This is a genomic window from Christiangramia fulva (assembly GCF_003024155.1).
Taxonomy (GTDB): Bacteria; Bacteroidota; Bacteroidia; order Flavobacteriales; family Flavobacteriaceae; genus Christiangramia; species Christiangramia fulva.
This window is the reverse complement of the sequence record NZ_CP028136.1, coordinates 4,046,300-4,063,115: the sequence shown is the minus strand read 5'-3', so window position 1 is coordinate 4,063,115 and position 16,816 is coordinate 4,046,300. Positions and strand designations below refer to the sequence as shown.

The window sequence follows — 16,816 nt, the reverse complement described above, 5'->3', positions numbered from 1 at the left end:
ACTTGATGAAGTATATTCAACTTTTATTGTTGCTGCTTTCAGTTTGGGCATGTAGCACCAAGTCTGCACAAAAAATAGAACTGAGTGGAGAATGGCAATTTAAGCTAGATTCCCTTGATGTCGGAATCACCGAAAGGTGGTATTCTCAAGATCTTGACCACAGTGTTAGACTTCCCGGATCAATGGTTGAAAATGGGAAGGGCTTTGACATTACACCAGACACGAAATGGACTGGCGGTATTAGAAATCCGGAGTGGTATAAAGACTCCAACTACGCTCCTTATTTTGATCCCGATAATGTCAAGTTTCCTTTTTGGTTGCAGCCCCAAAAAAAATATACAGGTGCTGCCTGGTACCAAAGAAAAGTAACCATTCCTAAAAACTGGAAGGGAAAAAGCATTTGGCTTAATCTTGAACGACCGCATTGGGAAACAACGGTTTGGGTGAATGGAAAAAAAGCAGGTCAGCAGAATAGCCTTGCAACTCCTCATAAATACGATATTACCTCGTTGGTTAGAATGGGTGATAATTTTATTTCTGTCCGCGTTGACAATCGCACAAAAGATGTTGATGTAGGTTGGAACTCCCATAGTATAACAGATCATACACAAACGAACTGGAACGGCATTGTAGGTGATATTTCGCTGCAAAGTGCAGATCAGATTCATTTTAAAAGCCTGAAGGTCTTTCCGGATCTGAAATCAAATATTGTAGACATAAAAGCAGTTGTCAACAATACTTCATCGAAAAAAAAGGATATAAAGATCGAAGTTGAAATCAAACTGAAGAAAACTGATCGTGAAGCTGGGATAAAACAGTATAAATTTACAATTCCAGCAGGAGAAAGTACAGTGAATCTGGAATGCGTATTGAATGAAAAGGCGCTGACATGGGATGAATTTGATCCAAACCTTTATGCACTTTCTGCTGAAATTGACTATCCGGAAGGAAAAGATAAGCAGTCTGTTGATTTTGGGTTTCGTAATTTTGAGGGGGACAGCACAGGCTTTTCGATCAATGGTCACCGTACCTTTTTGCGTGGAACCCTTGATTGTGCTATTTTCCCCAAAACAGGTTACCCGCCCACTAATGTTAAAGATTGGAAAAAGGAATTTACAGCCATTAAATCACATGGACTAAACCATGTCCGTTTTCATTCCTGGTGCCCACCAGAAGCTGCCTTTGTTGCTGCTGATGAAATGGGGGTTTACCTTCAAGTAGAGTGTTCGTCATGGGCTAATCAGAGTACCCAGTTGGGGAGCGGTCTGCCAATCGATCAGTACATTTATGACGAAAGTAAGCGCATAGTTGATGCCTACGGAAACCATCCATCTTTTGTCATGATGGCCTATGGGAATGAGCCGGGTGGACCAAATTACACAACATTCTTAAGAAAATTCGTTACCTATTGGGAAGAGCAAGACGATCGCCGTTTGTATACTACTGCTGCAGGCTGGCCAGTAATTTCCGAAAGTGATTATCATCTTACCTCAGAAAACGTGCGGATTCAAGGATGGGGCGAAGAATTAAAAAGTATTATCAATAGTCAGCAGCCCAAAACCACTTATGATTGGTCAGAAGGGATTAAAAACCTGAAAAAACCAATGGTTAGCCACGAAATCGGGCAGTGGTGTGTTTATCCGAATTTTAAAGAAATTAAGAAATACACCGGTGTACTGAAAGCTAAAAATTTCGAATTATTTCAGGAAAGTTTGAGTGCTCACCACATGGGGCAGCTAGCCGATAGCCTGTTATTGGCATCCGGGAAACTGCAGGCGCTTTGTTATAAAGCCGACATTGAAGCGGCCCTGCGAACGCCAAACTTTGGGGGCTTTCAGTTATTGGGCTTGCAGGATTTCCCGGGCCAGGGCACAGCTCTGGTTGGGGTACTCGATGCTTTCTGGAAAGAGAAGGGTTACATCTCGCCAGAAGAGTTTCGGCACTTTTGCAATTCGACTGTTCCTTTGGCAAGGTTGGACAAACGAGTTTTCAGGGAAGACGAAACGTTCACAGCGAATATTGAAGTTGCACATTTTGGAGAATCACCTCTGAAAAATGTTAGCCCCCATTGGAAAATTTATCAGAACGAGAAAATCATCGCAGAAGGGACGCTGGGGCAGCAGGATATTCCACTCGGAAATGCTAATAAATTGGGGAAAGTTGTTTACCAATTTCAGAAGGAGAACAAACCACGTAAGTTAACCTTAGAAGTTTCAATCAAAGAGTATCAAAACTCATGGGACATATGGGTGTATCCTGCCTCTCCAATAAAACTCCCAAAGAATATTGAGGTTGTAGAAGATCTAAGTCCATCGGTGTTTAGGCACTTGGAAGATGGAGGGAAGGTCCTGTTAAGCTTAGGAAAGGGAAAAGTCACCTCGAATATGGGAGGCGATGTCGGTGTTGGATTTTCCAGTATTTTTTGGAATACGGCTTGGACGGGAGGACAAAAACCACACACGCTCGGTATTCTGTGCGACCCGGAACATCCTGCGCTGGAACTTTTCCCCACTGAATATCACTCGAACTGGCAATGGTGGGATGCTATGAGTCACTCTGATGCGATACAACTTGATTCTTTTGCTACTGATCTAAAGCCGATCGTCCGGATAATCGACGATTGGGTTTCGAACAGAAGACTGGCACTTCTTTTCGAAGCAAAAGTCGGAAAAGGCAGCATTTTTATCAGTGGTGTCGATTTGGTCAATCATTTGGCTGACAGGCCTGAAGCGGACCAGATGAAAAAAAGCCTCCTTCATTACATGGCCAGCGACCGATTTCATCCAACGGTTGAATTAAGCGTATCGCAGCTCAATTCGATCATAAAATAAGTTGTAGATGAGCAAAATAGTTAAAGCATATCAAGAGAAACGAACCATTCCAACTTACGGATTAGGGAAGCCCGAAACCAATCCTCTTTTCTTTGAGAAAAGGGTTTATCAGGGCTCAAACGGTAAAGTTTACCCCGTGCCTTTTATCGATAAGGTTTTTGATGAGAAGAGAGATCAGGCATATGATGCCGCAATTCTAGAAAATGATTTCGTACGTTTAGTCATGTTACCCGAAATAGGGGGGCGAATATTTGAAGCACAAGATAAGACCAATAATAATTACAACTTTTTCTATAAACAGGAGGTTATAAAACCTGCATTGGTGGGACTTGCTGGGCCCTGGATTAGCGGAGGCGTTGAATTCAACTGGCCGCAACACCACCGTCCCGGCACCTATTTGCCAACCGATGTTTTTATCGAGGAGGAAGCAGACGGCGCAAAAACCGTCTGGATGTCAGAAAACGATCCGATGAACCGGATGAAAGGAATGCACGGAATCCGTCTTCGACCAGATAGTTCATTGATTGAACTCCGTGGGCGCCTGTTCAACAGGACTCCATTAACGCAAACCTTTTTGTGGTGGGCCAATGTTGCGGTAAAGGTACATCAGGATTACCAGAGCTTCTTTCCACCCGATGTGCATTATGTCGCCGATCATGCGGTACGTGCTATGAGTAGCTTTCCTTTTGCCAAAAATGACTACTATGGTGTTTCCTATCACGAACGGCCCGGGAGAAATGATTTACGAAATTATCAAAATATTCCGGTACCCACCAGCTATATGGTTTGCGAGACGAAATATAATTTTTTTGGAGGATTCGATTTTAAAAGCGAAGGTGGCTTCATCCATGTTGCTAACAGGCACATTGCACCGGGCAAAAAGCAATGGACCTGGGGAAGTGAGGAATTTGGCAAAGCCTGGGATCGCGAACTTTCTGACAACGGTGATCCCTACTTCGAGTTGATGGCCGGCGTTTATACCGATAATCAACCCGATTTCTCCTATCTGTTGCCTTACGAGACCAAGACATTTTCACAATTCTGGTGGAGTTATAAAGAAATAGGTCCAGTGCAGAATGCCAATAACAATTTGGCTATTAGGCTTGTTCTTCAACAAGGTAATAAATTAGATATTGGAGTGGCAAGTAGCCGCCAGTTTGCAAACCTACAGTTTATTCTGAATATCGGGAATCAGAAGCGGGTTTTTAAGAAGATGACGATCTCGCCTGAGAATCCCTGGATTGAGAAAACAATCATTCTGCAAGCCGGACAGGAAGAAGCGGTTTCGCTTTCGGTTTTAGATGAACATGGGAAAGAATTATTAGCGTACCAGCACCGTGAAATCAATAAGCTGCAAAACCGGAAATTAGCCAAAGAGCCTGCACAGCCAGTTGATGTAAAGAGCAGCAGCGAACTGCAGCTGATTGGAGAACATCTTGAACTCTACCGGCATCCGACACGCTATCCCGAGCCGTATTGGGAAGAAGCTATAAAACGTGATCCGTCGAACTACAAAACTCATATTTCGCTGGGCCGCGCGGAGTTAAGAAAAGGACGACTTAATAAGGCCAAGCAGAATTTTAGAACGGCGATTGAAATGCAAACCAGGTATCATCCCAATCCGGCATCTGGCGAAGCACATTTTTTTGGTGGCATTGTAGCGAAGTACCAGGATGAAATTGGTGAAGCGTATGCATTGCTTTATAAATCGACCTGGAATTATGAGTGGCGATCAGCAGCCTATTATCATCTTGCACTAATTGATTGTATGCGCACCGATTATGAACAAGCTTTGGAACATATTGAAGCATCGCTGGATACGAACAGGCAAAACAATAAAGCAATTGTGCTGGGGGCAGTAATAAAGAAACGTTTGGGAAAGGGTGAAAATGCCGGAAAAATAATTGATTCGCTCATAAAAACAGATCCGCTAGATCAATGGGCAAAGCATGTACAGACTAGCTTGTCCGGGGATTACAGTGAATTTTTGAGATTTTCCAGGAATGATGCCCAAACTATCATCGACATTGCTTTCGATTACTGCGAAGGCGGCTTTTATGAGGAAGCGATTCAACTCCTTCAATTGCATCACGAACATGAGCCTGCTATCTGCGCGGTACCTAATCCACTGAAAAAAACAGTAATGACACGATTTATTTTGGCCTGGCTTCTTCAAAAGATGAACAAGAAATCAGCATCGGAGTCCTTGCTTAAAAAATTTACCACTATCTCGTATGATTATTTTTTCCCTTCGCGTATTCAAGAGCAATTGGTACTGGAATGGGCCATTCAGCAAAACAAAGCAGTTCCGATGGCAGCTTATGGCCTGGGGAATTACTACTTTAACCTCCAACGCCACGAAGATGCTATAAATAGCTGGGAAAAAGCAGCAAGTGCAGGTTGCGAATATGGAACACTCTATCGAAACCTCGGCATTGCGTACTGGAATACTAGTGCCAATGGCGAAAAGGCGAGAAGAGCCTTCAGGAAAGCGGTGCAGCTATCTCCGGAGGATATGCGGATATCATACGAGTTTGATCAACTACGAAAAAAGTTGAATGATGATCCCACTGATCGATTAGCAAATCTTGAACCACTTAAAGAGAGAATACTGGACCGCGACGATTTTAGTGTCGAATTAGCTGCGCTGTATAATTTTACCGGCCAATACGAGAAGGCGCTTGAATTACTTGAGAATAAAAACTTCCATCCATGGGAGGGTGGGGAAGGACAAGTGTTGCGGCAATATACCTCTTCCTGCCTGCAGCTCGGACAAAAAGGCTTAGAAAAGGCGGACCCGCAGAAAGCATTGATGTATTTCGAAAAATCGTTGAATACCCCTGATAACTTAGGGGAAAAATATCACCCCTTGCAGGCTTTGGCACACATCAACTACTGGAAAGGTATGGCTCATAAAGCATTGGGAAACCTGAACAAGGCCACCGAATACTTTCGGAAAAGTGCAAACGAAGAAGGTGACTTTGTTGATATGGCCGTTAGCCAATATTCAGAGTTGTCATACTACAAGGCTCTATCATTAAGAGAACTTGGGAGGATTGAGGAGGCAAACAGCCTATTGCACCAGATAAAGACATTTGGCGAGGTAAAGCTAAAACAAGAGGTCAAGATAGATTACTTTGCAACTTCCCTCCCCTTATTACTGGTATTTGATGATGATCTCCGGAACAGAAATGAATGGGAAGCAAAATACCTAATCGGATTGGCAGAACTTGGCCTGGGGAACAAAGAGAAAGCATTTTCTGTTTTTCAAGAAGTACTCGAAATCAACAGGATGCACGCTGGAGCACATGAATTATTATATCTGCGTAAGCGAAAGGCGAACAATGGAGAAAAATAAAAGTTGAAAAAATTATTTACAATTATGGAAAAGAAAGCATTATCTCCGGATGTGTAAACTGTAAGGTAAAGGTTGCTATCAAAAAGAACTTTTGGTTTTCAGCAATAAAACTTGGGATTATCATAAGATATTTTTGGTGAATTCATGGCAAGAATATTTTTAAAAAATAAGGGTACTTTTTACCTTTATTTTTGTATGTTTGTTTTACTTCGTAAAATTTATGTTAAAAAAAAGAATTTTTGACTATCATTTATACTTTAAAAATAGAACTAAAATTATGAGAAAAACTACTTTATCCAAATTTCATATATTCCATTATAAAGGAATATTTCTTCTGTTCTTGTTTTGTCTTGGATGCTCCATGACGTTTGCCAAGGAGGTCAAGATTAATTTATTAAAGGAGACAAGTCGACAACAAAAAACAGTAACGGGTACTGTTGTCTCTGAAAAAGATAATTTACCTCTCCCAGGTGTAACTGTATTAGTTGCTGGAACGAATAATGGTGTAGTGACTGATTTTGATGGAAATTATGAAATTATTATTAATGAAGATGAGGCATTGCTCGAATTTTCTTATGTAGGCTTCAAGACCAAAACCGTTCCTGTCAATGGCCAAAAGGTAATTAATGTTTCTTTGGAAGAAGACCTAGCGAGCTTAGACGAAGTTGTTGTTGTGGGTTATGGGACCCAAAGAAGACAAAACGTAACCGGAGCCCTTTCCTCTATTAAAGCAGAAGATATTATCACTCAGGGCGCAAATACTGTAGAAAAATCTTTGCAGGGAAGAGTCGCTGGTGTTCAGGTCGAATCAGCAGGAGGAAACCCTGGTTCTGGTGTTAGGATTTTAATTAGAGGTACTGGTTCTTTTGGAAATAACAGTCCTTTATACATTGTTGATGGGGTTCAGGTTGATAATATTAACAATTTGGCACCCAATGATATTGCTTCTATGGATATTTTAAAAGATGCTTCTGCAGCTGCAATTTATGGATCTCGTGCGGCAAATGGGGTAGTTTTAATAACAACAAAATCAGGAAAAAAAGGCGAAAATCGTATAGATATAATTGCTTACTACGGAGTTCAGAAAATAGCGAACAAACTCGATGTATTAAATGCTTCTGAGTGGGCCACGGTGAGTAATGCAGCTCATGATAATGCAGGTCTTGCACGCTTGGACATTGCAGCAACCCCTGCCAGTCTTGGTATTGGAACTGATTGGCAGGATGAAATTTATCGAGTAGCACCCATGCAAAACTATAATATTTCAGCTAGTGGGGGAGGGGACAACTATACTTATAGTCTATCTGGAGGTTATTTAGATCAAGATGGGATCGTCAAAGAAACGGGTTATAAACGCTATAATCTTCGTCTCAAATCATCCTTCACCAAAGGGAGGCTTGAAGTTGGCGAAACTGTATTGCTTTCTCAAGAAGATTGGCGCAATATGGCCGGAGGTTGGGGAGGCCAGGGAGGAAATCCTGTGGGGTCTGCCCCAAAAATGATTCCTGTTTTTGACGTCTATAATGAAGATGCCATTGGAGGATACGGGGGAGCCTATGGACCAGTAGTGAATGTTGCCAACCCCGTGGCTCAGCTATATCTTGAAATTCCAAAAACAGAAGTAAAGAAAGCAGTTATAAATACCTATGCTCAGTTCACCATTCTGGATGGCTTGAAATATAAGTTAAATGCAGGTTATACTAACACCAGTGGTTATGATTATACATATACCTATCCATACGAAGTAGGAAGTCTTTTTACAAATCTTGATGCTGACCTTTACGAAGGTCGTTATGAAACCAAATATAAGCTCTTAGAGCACACTTTATCTTATGATAAAAATTTGGATAAACATGAAATTCATGCTTTAGTAGGCTATACTTACCAGGACACCCAATATAGGGGACTTAGTGGAAGTAAAAGTGGTATGCCGTCTGGGGTTATGGTATTGGATGCAGGAACTACTAATATAGCTTCAGGAAGCAACGCATGGGAAAATTCTTTGATATCTTATTTCGGAAGGGTAATTTACTCATACGATGACAGGTATACGGTTACCGGTATTATTAGAAGGGATGGATCTTCAAGGTTTGGAAAAGGTAATAAATATGGTAATTTCCCTTCTATTGCGATAGGTTGGAATCTTTCTAATGAAGAATTTTTCAATTCCGAAGATTCCTTTATTGATTTAGCTAAACTTAGAGCAAGCTATGGTGTACTTGGTAATCAGGAATTTGCGGATTACCGATTTAGCCCGGCCATAAATCTCAACACTAATTATGTCGTAGGGCAAGACCAACATCTTTGGCCCGGAGCTATTCAAATGGCTTTCGCAACTCCAGATATAAAATGGGAGACTTCTAAAACCTTAAATATAGGAACAGACCTGTCTATGTTTGACCGAAGATTGCAGATAACGGCAGATTATTTCGTTAAGAAGAATTCTGATATTTTGCTTCAGGTGCCTATTCCTTTATCTACAGGAGCAAGTGGAAATAGTCCATACATAAATGCAGGAGAAATTACTAATAAAGGATTTGAGTCTTCTCTGACATATAAGAACACTATCAAAGATTTTAATTATGAGGTAACCGGAACTTTTTCTTCTGTAGATAACGAAGTGGTCCAGCTTGGTACCGGTTCACAACAAATTTTCGGTGGCCAGCCTACTCATCATGGGGCGTCAGCAACAGTGACTCAGGCAGGATTACCTGTAGGTGCTTTTTACTTGATAAAAACCGATGGTTTGTTTAATTCAGCAGAAGAGGTACAGGCGTATTCTAGAGACGGCAAGCTCATTCAACCTAATGCATCACCTGGGGACGTAAAGTTTGTTGATTATAACAATGATGGACAAATTGATGAAAATGACCGTCAATTCCTGGGAAGTCCTAATCCGGATTTTACCTACGGCCTCGGGGGTAATGCGCAGTGGAAAAATTTTGATTTGAGCTTGTACTTTCAGGGAACCTATGGTAATAAAATATATAATGGCTTAAGGCAGGACTTAGAAGGGATGAATCTGGAATATAATTATGCCAGCAGTACTTTGAACGCCTGGACTCCTGAGAATCCTAATACCAGCATACCAAGAGCTGTAATAAATGATCCTAACCAAAATGCAAGGACATCCGGCCGCTTTTTGGAGGATGGATCTTATCTTCGACTGAAAACTTTACAGATTGGATATTCTTTACCAAAAGATATTATTGAGAGTATTCACGTAAAAAAGTCTAGGATTTACCTAAGTGCAGATAATGTATTTACTGTTACAGATTATTCCGGATATAATCCTGATATAGGTAGAGCAGGCTCTGTATTAGATAGAGGAGTAGATTTTGGACACATAGCTTATCCTTTGTCTAAAACATATATGTTAGGTATTGATATTTCCCTCTAATCACAAATAATAAAACTATAATCATGAAAAATTATATATATATACTATTTTTAGCAATAACATTAAATGGTTGCACGGATGACTTGGAGCAAGTCAATCCCAATGTAATTACAAAGGAAAGCTTCTGGGAAAACGAAAGCGATGTATTGTCGGGTTTAGCTGCCACGTATAAGGTGCTACGAGATGTAAATAATGGCTACTGGGGTGTAAGAGGAATAGAGTTAACTAATGGTAGGGGAGACGATTTCTTCATTAGAAATGATGTGAGAGCTTTATATCAACTCTCAACATTTACAAATGATCCTACAACGGGTACTCCTGCTTCAATGTTTGCCGGTTTCTATACGGGTATTTTTAGAGCTAATCAGGTAATCAAAAATACTCCCGATGCCGATATTTCGGAGGAAAAGAAGGCACAATTAATTGCTGAAGCAAAGTTTCTGAGAGCCTTAAACTATTTTCATTTAGCAATTAATTTTGGTGATGTTCCCATAATAACACATGTCCCGGAGACAAGGGAAGACTATTTTGTGGCGAAGTCTCCAGAGACTGAGGTTTGGACTCAGGTAGAAAATGATCTAAAAGAAGCAAAATCTAATCTGCCTGTCAACTATCCTCCAGAATGGGTAGGAAGAGCCACAAAAGGAGCTGCTATCGGATATTTGGGTAAAGCTTATTTATACCAGGAGAAATGGCCGGAGGCAGAAACAGAATTTGCTTTACTGGCAAAGCCGGATGGGTCTCCTAAGGCTCCATTCAATTATGATTTACTTGAAAACTATGGAGATAATTTTATAGCTGAATACGATAATAATAAGGAAAGTCTTTTTGGAATTCAAAACCAGAATGTGGGTGGTACTAATCCTTGGGCCGGGGAAAATGCAAATGAATCTCAAGGCGTGACCACGGCCCAGGAATTTGCCCCAACCGAGGTTGGAGGTTGGTTTGAAGCCTTTCCTACAAACAAGATGTTTCAGGAATTTCAAAAAGAGAAAACAATAAATGGGGACTTTGATCCAAGAATGTATGCGTCTATAGTCTGGGATTATCCTGGAGCTACATTCTATAATAAGCCTTTTTCTGATTTCACTTTGCAGTTTGGTTTTAATTCATTAATCAAAAAATATCAGAATTATCAGGATGACAATGAGGGGATCTGGATTTCTAATATTAATGAAAAGGGATTGCGTTTTGCAGATATTCTGTTGATGTATGCCGAAGCATTGACCATGCAGGGAAAAGTTTCAGAGGCTTACCCATTGGTGAATAGGATAAGAAACAGAGCCAACCTTCCAGATCTTCAGGAGGGTTTAAGCCAGGAGGCTTTCATGGCAGAAATCCGTCATCAGCGTATGGTTGAATTTTTCCGAGAAGGTCTAAGGTTCTATGATCTTAAAAGGTGGGGGCTACTTGAGGAAGAAATTATGAATAGTGATAAAGTAGGTAAAGAATTCTTTGATTTGGCAAAAAATGAATTTTTTCCTATCCCACAAAACGAATTGAATACGAACCCAAAAATGGATCAAAATCCCAATTGGTAGTTTTTGTTATTTCTATTTTTAGATCGAAGTGTCAATTTTTTATAGTACTTCGGTCAAAAAAAGAAATTTATTTACAATTCGCAACTATAAATGATTACTTACCTAAAGCCTCCAACAATGGAAGTAAAAACTTTTTCTCTGTTAGTATTTTTGTGTGTCCTTAGCGTTGACGCCCAACAAGCTTCGCCAGAATGGGAAGATCTCCAGGTAGTTTCCAAAAATACTGAAGAACCGCATGCCACTTTTCATGTCTATGATTCAGAAACGCAAGCAAAAAAAGGGAATTATGAATCTTCTGGAAATTACGAAAACCTGAACGGCACCTGGAAATTCCATTTTTCAGAAACCCCTAATCAGCGTCCGGAAAATTTTTATCAAACCGATTATAATACCAGCAGCTGGGATAAAATTGAAGTTCCGGGAGACTGGCAGCTGCAGGGTTATGATTTTCCTTTGTACACCAATATTGAGTATCCTTTTCCGAAGAATCCGCCATATGTCGATAATTCCTATAATCCCGTTGGTTCTTATAAAAGAGATTTCGAGGTACCTTCCACCTGGAATGGAAAAGAAATCTTCCTGCACTTCGGCGGCGTGAACAGCGCCTTTTATGTATGGGTAAACGGAGAAAAAGTGGGATATAAGGAAGGAGCGAAAACGCCTGCAGAATTCAATATTACACCTTATCTGAAAGAAGGTAAAAATGAGGTTGCCGTTGAGGTTTACAGGTGGAGCGATGCCAGTTATTTACAAGATCAGGATTTCTGGCGCCTTAGCGGAATTGAGCGCGACGTCTATCTTTTTGCGAAACCGAAAGTGAGCATTCAGGATTTTTTCCTGAAGGCATCTTTGGATGAATCATTTGAAAATGGTCTTTTTTCCGGAACGGTTTTTTTAGAAAATCCTGAAAAGAAAAAAGGCGATTATAAAGTTGATCTGAAGATCTGGGACGGTGAAAATGTAATTTTTCAGGATGAAAAAACAGTAAAACTAAGTGGCGAGGTTATAGATTCTGTTCAGTTTTCAGCAAATATCCCGGAAGTGAAAAAATGGAGTGCAGAAACCCCCAATTTGTATACGGCCACAATCAGTCTTTCTAAAGAAGGAGAAAGCAAGATGGCTACAGCTACAGAAATTGGTTTTAGAACAGTGGAAGTAAAGGGAGGAAATCTCCTTGTGAACGGAAAACCCATTTTGATCAAAGGAGTAAATAGGCATGAGCATGATGAGAATAAAGGCCATGTAATTTCAAAAGAACTGATGGAGCAGGATATTGCCCTTATGAAGAAAAACAACATCAATGCTGTGCGAACTTCTCACTATCCAGATGATCCTTACTGGTATGATTTAACTGATAAATATGGACTGTATGTTGTAGATGAGGCCAATATTGAAAGCCATGGTTTCGGCTATGATGAAGATAAAACTCCTGCCAATAAATCCGAATTTGCCAAAATGCATCATGACAGGATCAAAAGAATGGTGGAGAGGGATAAGAATCATCCTTCGGTGATCATCTGGTCCATGGGAAATGAGGCCGGTGACGGACCTGCTTTTGTCGATAATTATCACTGGATAAAGCAAAAAGATGCTACGCGTCCTGTTCAATACGAAAGGGCCGAGCGCGGTGAGCATTTCCAGGAACTGCACACTGACATTATTGCCTGGATGTATGCACCTCTCGAAAGTATTGAGAAGTATTACCTGGGTCATTATCCCGAACGCCCGTTCATTTGGGTGGAATATGCCCACGCCATGGGTAACAGCAGTGGAAACCTTATCGATTTGTGGAATTATGTTTATTCTCATGACCAACTGCAGGGTGGCTTCATTTGGGATTGGGTGGACCAGGGGCTTGTAAAAACCGACAGTAGCGGAACCAAATACTGGGCTTACGGAGGTGATTTTGCTCCAAAACGCTATCACAATGATGGCAATTTTGTAATGAATGGGTTGGTAAATCCCGACCGCTCTCCGCATCCGGCACTAGAGGAGGTAAAGTATGTCTATCAGAATGTCGATTTTGACTTGCTTGATTCCACGGCACTTGAATTCCGTGTGAAGAACAGGTTTTTCTTTACTAATCTCGACAAATATGATTTCAGCTACGAAATTCTTGAAAATGGGAAGACCCTCAAAAAGGGCGAATTAGAACCATTTGATTTAGCACCACAGGATTCTCTGAGTTTCAAAATTGAAAATGTCGATCTTTCCTATGATCCTTCGGCTGAATATTTCATTAATTTCTATGTAAAAACGAAACAGAAGGAAAATCTTGTTCCGGCGAATCATCTTATTGCTAAAAAGCAGTTTCAGCTTAAAAAAGGTGAACCGAAAGTTGCGGTACAAACATCCGATTTTGGCAGACTGAAGGTCAAAAAGTCCAGTGGAGAGATTTTAATTCATAACGATCAGGTACAGGTGAAATTCGACAAAAATCAGGGTCAAATCTCTTCCTATACTTTTAACGGCAAGGAACTTTTGAAGAAAGGGCCAAAGATAAATTTCTGGAGGGCGCCTACCGATAATGATTTTGGAAACGGACTTCCTCAACGAGGCCGCATGTGGAAGGAGGCTTCTGAAAATTACAACCTGACTTCGGCTGAAGTTACCTCAAAAAACAAAAAAGCTGTGACAGTCGAGTTCAAATACAGTATTCCGGCAGTCAATTCTACTTACACTTCCGAATATACGGTGAGTGCTGACGGAAGTATTTTGGTGAACAACAGCTTTGATTTTGGAGGCAAAAAAGAAGAGGTGTCTGAACTACCACGTTTCGGAATGAATATGATCCTTCCTGACGAATTCGACCAGGTGAAATGGTACGGCAGGGGTCCGCAGGAAAATTATCGGGACCGGAAACAATCTGCTTTTGTAGGTGTTTATGAGGCTTCGGTAAACGATCTGTATTTTCCTTACAATCGTCCGCAGGAAAATGGATACCGAACCGAAAATCGCTGGGTAGAACTAACCAATGACAGTGGAAACGGACTAAAATTCATTGGCATGCCGCTCATTTCTTTTAGTGCGCATCACAATTACATGTCAGATTTTGATCCCGGTGAAAAGAAGCAGCAGCGCCATACCAATGACATTAAGCCACGTGACCTGGTAAGCCTCAATATTGATTACGGGCAAACCGGAGTTGGAGGTGATAACAGCTGGGGCGCCCGAACCTATGAAAAATACCAGCTAAAGCCGGGCGATTATAGTTATAGTTTCTTGATTAAGCCTGTAACGGCCGATTAAGTGATAAAATGTAAATTGCATCAACTTTGCTATGATTTTTAAATTTGAAACAATGAAAAAGCGGGAATTAAATTCCTACGGAAAGGCCCTTATTATGGCCTTTCTTTTTGGCTTTGCTTTGTATTCCTGCAAATCTGGAATTGAGAGCGACAGCCGCATAACAGAAACTCGTGTAAAGCAGAACTTCGGCAGAAACTGGGAATTTCGACGTTTGGCAGATAATGCCGCAGATGAGAGCTGGGAGACCGTCAATATTCCCCATTCCATGAAAACTGAGCCCCTGGTGGTGAAAGAGCAGTGGCAGGGGAAGGCCATCTACCGCAAAAAATTCCAGGTGCCATCACTGGAAGGGCGAAAATGGTTCTTTCATTTTGAAGGTGTGATGCAGGAGGCGAAGGTGTCGATCAACGATTCGGTGGTGATGGTGCACAAAGGCGGCTATCTTCCATTCACCGTTGATGCAACTCCATTCCTGAAGGAAGGCCGTGAAAACACCATCCGCGTTGAAGTTAGCAACCTTGATGATTTTGAGATCCCACCGGGAAAGGCGTTGGAAAATCTCGATTTTAACTACTACGGCGGAATTTACCGGAACGTATGGCTCATCAAGACCAATCCCGTCTATATTACCGATGCTGTGCGTGCCAATCAGGTCAATGGCGGTGGCATCCTGGTGCATTTCGACTCGATTTCTGAAGAGGTGGCCCGCGGATTAGTAAAAACGCAAATCCGCAACGAGACTTCTGAAAATAAGCAGATTCAATTGCGTGTTGTTTTTACCGATGAAGAGGAAAAGCGACATGAATTCCTTTCTTCTGAAGCTGAAGCAGGAGCTGAAGAGGCTATTTCGGTCTCAAAAGAGATCAGTATTAAAAATCCGCAATTATGGTCCCCGTCCGATCCAAAGCTGTACCGGCTAAAGGTAGAAGTGATCGCCGATGGGGAATTGGTCGATTCCGAAGAAATAAAGACTGGCATAAGAGATATCCGGCTCACCGATACCGCTTTTTACCTCAATGGCAAGAAGCATTTTATCAATGGCACCAACCGCCACCAGGAATATCCATACATTGGCTATGCGCTTTCTGATGAAGCCCAGTATCGCGATGCGTATAAGATCAAGGAAGCCGGTTTCGATTTTGTGCGGCTCTCTCATTATCCACAGTCGCCGGCTTTTCTGGCGGCCTGTGATGAATTGGGAATTATGGTGATGGATGCTATTCCCGGCTGGCAGTTCTTCGGAAATGAGGAATTTGTGCAGAATTCCCTTCAGAATATCCGGGATATGGCCCGTCGGGACAGGAATCATCCTAGCGTGATCTTCTGGGAGAATTCGCTGAATGAATCCGGAATGTCTAAAGAATATATGAAAAAGGCCAATGCGACCCTCAAGGCCGAGCTGCCTTATGAGGATACCTACAGCGCCGGCTGGATTGATGATCCTGCCTATGATCTCTATATTCCCGCCAGGCAGCATGCGAAACCTCCGTTTTACTGGAACCACTACGAGAAACAGCGGCCACTGTTTATTGCTGAATACGGGGATTGGGAATATTACGCGCAAAATGCCGGTTTCAATCAGAAAGCCTTCAGCGACCTGCGGGAAGAGGAGCGATCAAGCCGGCAGCTACGCAGTGCCGGGGAAGCGGGAATGCTGCAACAGGCGCTTAATTTTCAGGAGGCTTTCAATTCAAATCTCAAGGGGCCTCACACCGTGGGCCAGGCGAATTGGCTTATGTTCGACTATAATCGCGGCTACAGCCCAGATCTTGAGTCTTCGGGAATTGCAGATATCTTCAGAATCCCAAAATTCAGCTATTATTTTTACCAGAGCCAGGAGGGGCCGTTTACCGATGCCTTTTCCGATCCCATGGTCTTTATAGCCAATTTCTGGACGGCCGGTTCTTCTAAGGATGTGAAGGTTTTTAGCAATACCGAAGAAGTTGCACTTTTCCTGAACGGCAAATTAGTAGCGAGGAAGAGAGCCGATGAAAACATCATTTCTGACGAACTTCCGTTTCCGCCCTTCACTTTTCATCCTGACCAATTTGAGCCGGGGACGCTGAAAGCGGTGGGTTATATCGATGGAGAGGAGGTAGCTTCACAGGTGGTGCAGACCCCCGAAGAGCCTGTAGCTCTTAAATTGAATGCCGATTTTTCCGGAAAAAACATTGCTCTAAATACTCCAGATGTGATCTTTGTGTATGCACAGGTGGTTGACAAAAATGGTACAGTGGTGCCAACGGCCACCAATAAAATTAAATTCAGCCTGGAAGCTGCTCCAAAAAATGCAGAGATCGTAGGTCCGGCAGCGATTAAAGCCGAGGCCGGAATTGCGACTATTCTGCTGCGTACCGAAAATTTCCTGCATCCTTTGAAGATAAAAGCCAGTTCCCCTGGCCTGGAAGAAACTGAAATAACCATCGAAAATCCTTAA

At 41.9% G+C, this 16,816-nt stretch carries 6 protein-coding genes; all 6 read left to right on the top strand.

Annotation, left to right across the window (positions count from 1 at the left end):
- The first annotated feature begins 5 nt into the window (after window positions 1-5).
- The gene (locus C7S20_RS18040; RefSeq protein WP_107014319.1) at window positions 6-2,831 is read left to right on the top strand and encodes a sugar-binding domain-containing protein; all 2,826 of its coding nucleotides are present in this window, start codon (window positions 6-8) and stop codon (window positions 2,829-2,831) included.
- Between the two features lie 7 nt (window positions 2,832-2,838).
- Window positions 2,839-6,189, top strand: a complete 3,351-nt coding sequence (locus C7S20_RS18035) for a DUF5107 domain-containing protein (protein ID WP_107013763.1) — start codon at window positions 2,839-2,841, stop codon at window positions 6,187-6,189.
- Between the two features lie 277 nt (window positions 6,190-6,466).
- Window positions 6,467-9,589, top strand: a complete 3,123-nt coding sequence (locus tag C7S20_RS18030) for a SusC/RagA family TonB-linked outer membrane protein (protein ID WP_159039976.1) — start codon at window positions 6,467-6,469, stop codon at window positions 9,587-9,589.
- 23 nt (window positions 9,590-9,612) lie between these two features.
- Complete coding sequence (locus C7S20_RS18025; RefSeq protein WP_107013761.1) at window positions 9,613-11,130, top strand: RagB/SusD family nutrient uptake outer membrane protein; 1,518 nt, start codon at window positions 9,613-9,615, stop codon at window positions 11,128-11,130.
- 117 nt (window positions 11,131-11,247) lie between these two features.
- On the top strand, window positions 11,248-14,379 hold the full coding sequence (gene lacZ / locus C7S20_RS18020; RefSeq protein ID WP_107014318.1) for a beta-galactosidase, LacZ type: 3,132 nt from the start codon (window positions 11,248-11,250) through the stop codon (window positions 14,377-14,379).
- A gap of 52 nt (window positions 14,380-14,431) precedes the next feature.
- On the top strand, window positions 14,432-16,816 hold the full coding sequence (locus C7S20_RS18015; protein WP_107014317.1) for a glycoside hydrolase family 2 protein: 2,385 nt from the start codon (window positions 14,432-14,434) through the stop codon (window positions 16,814-16,816).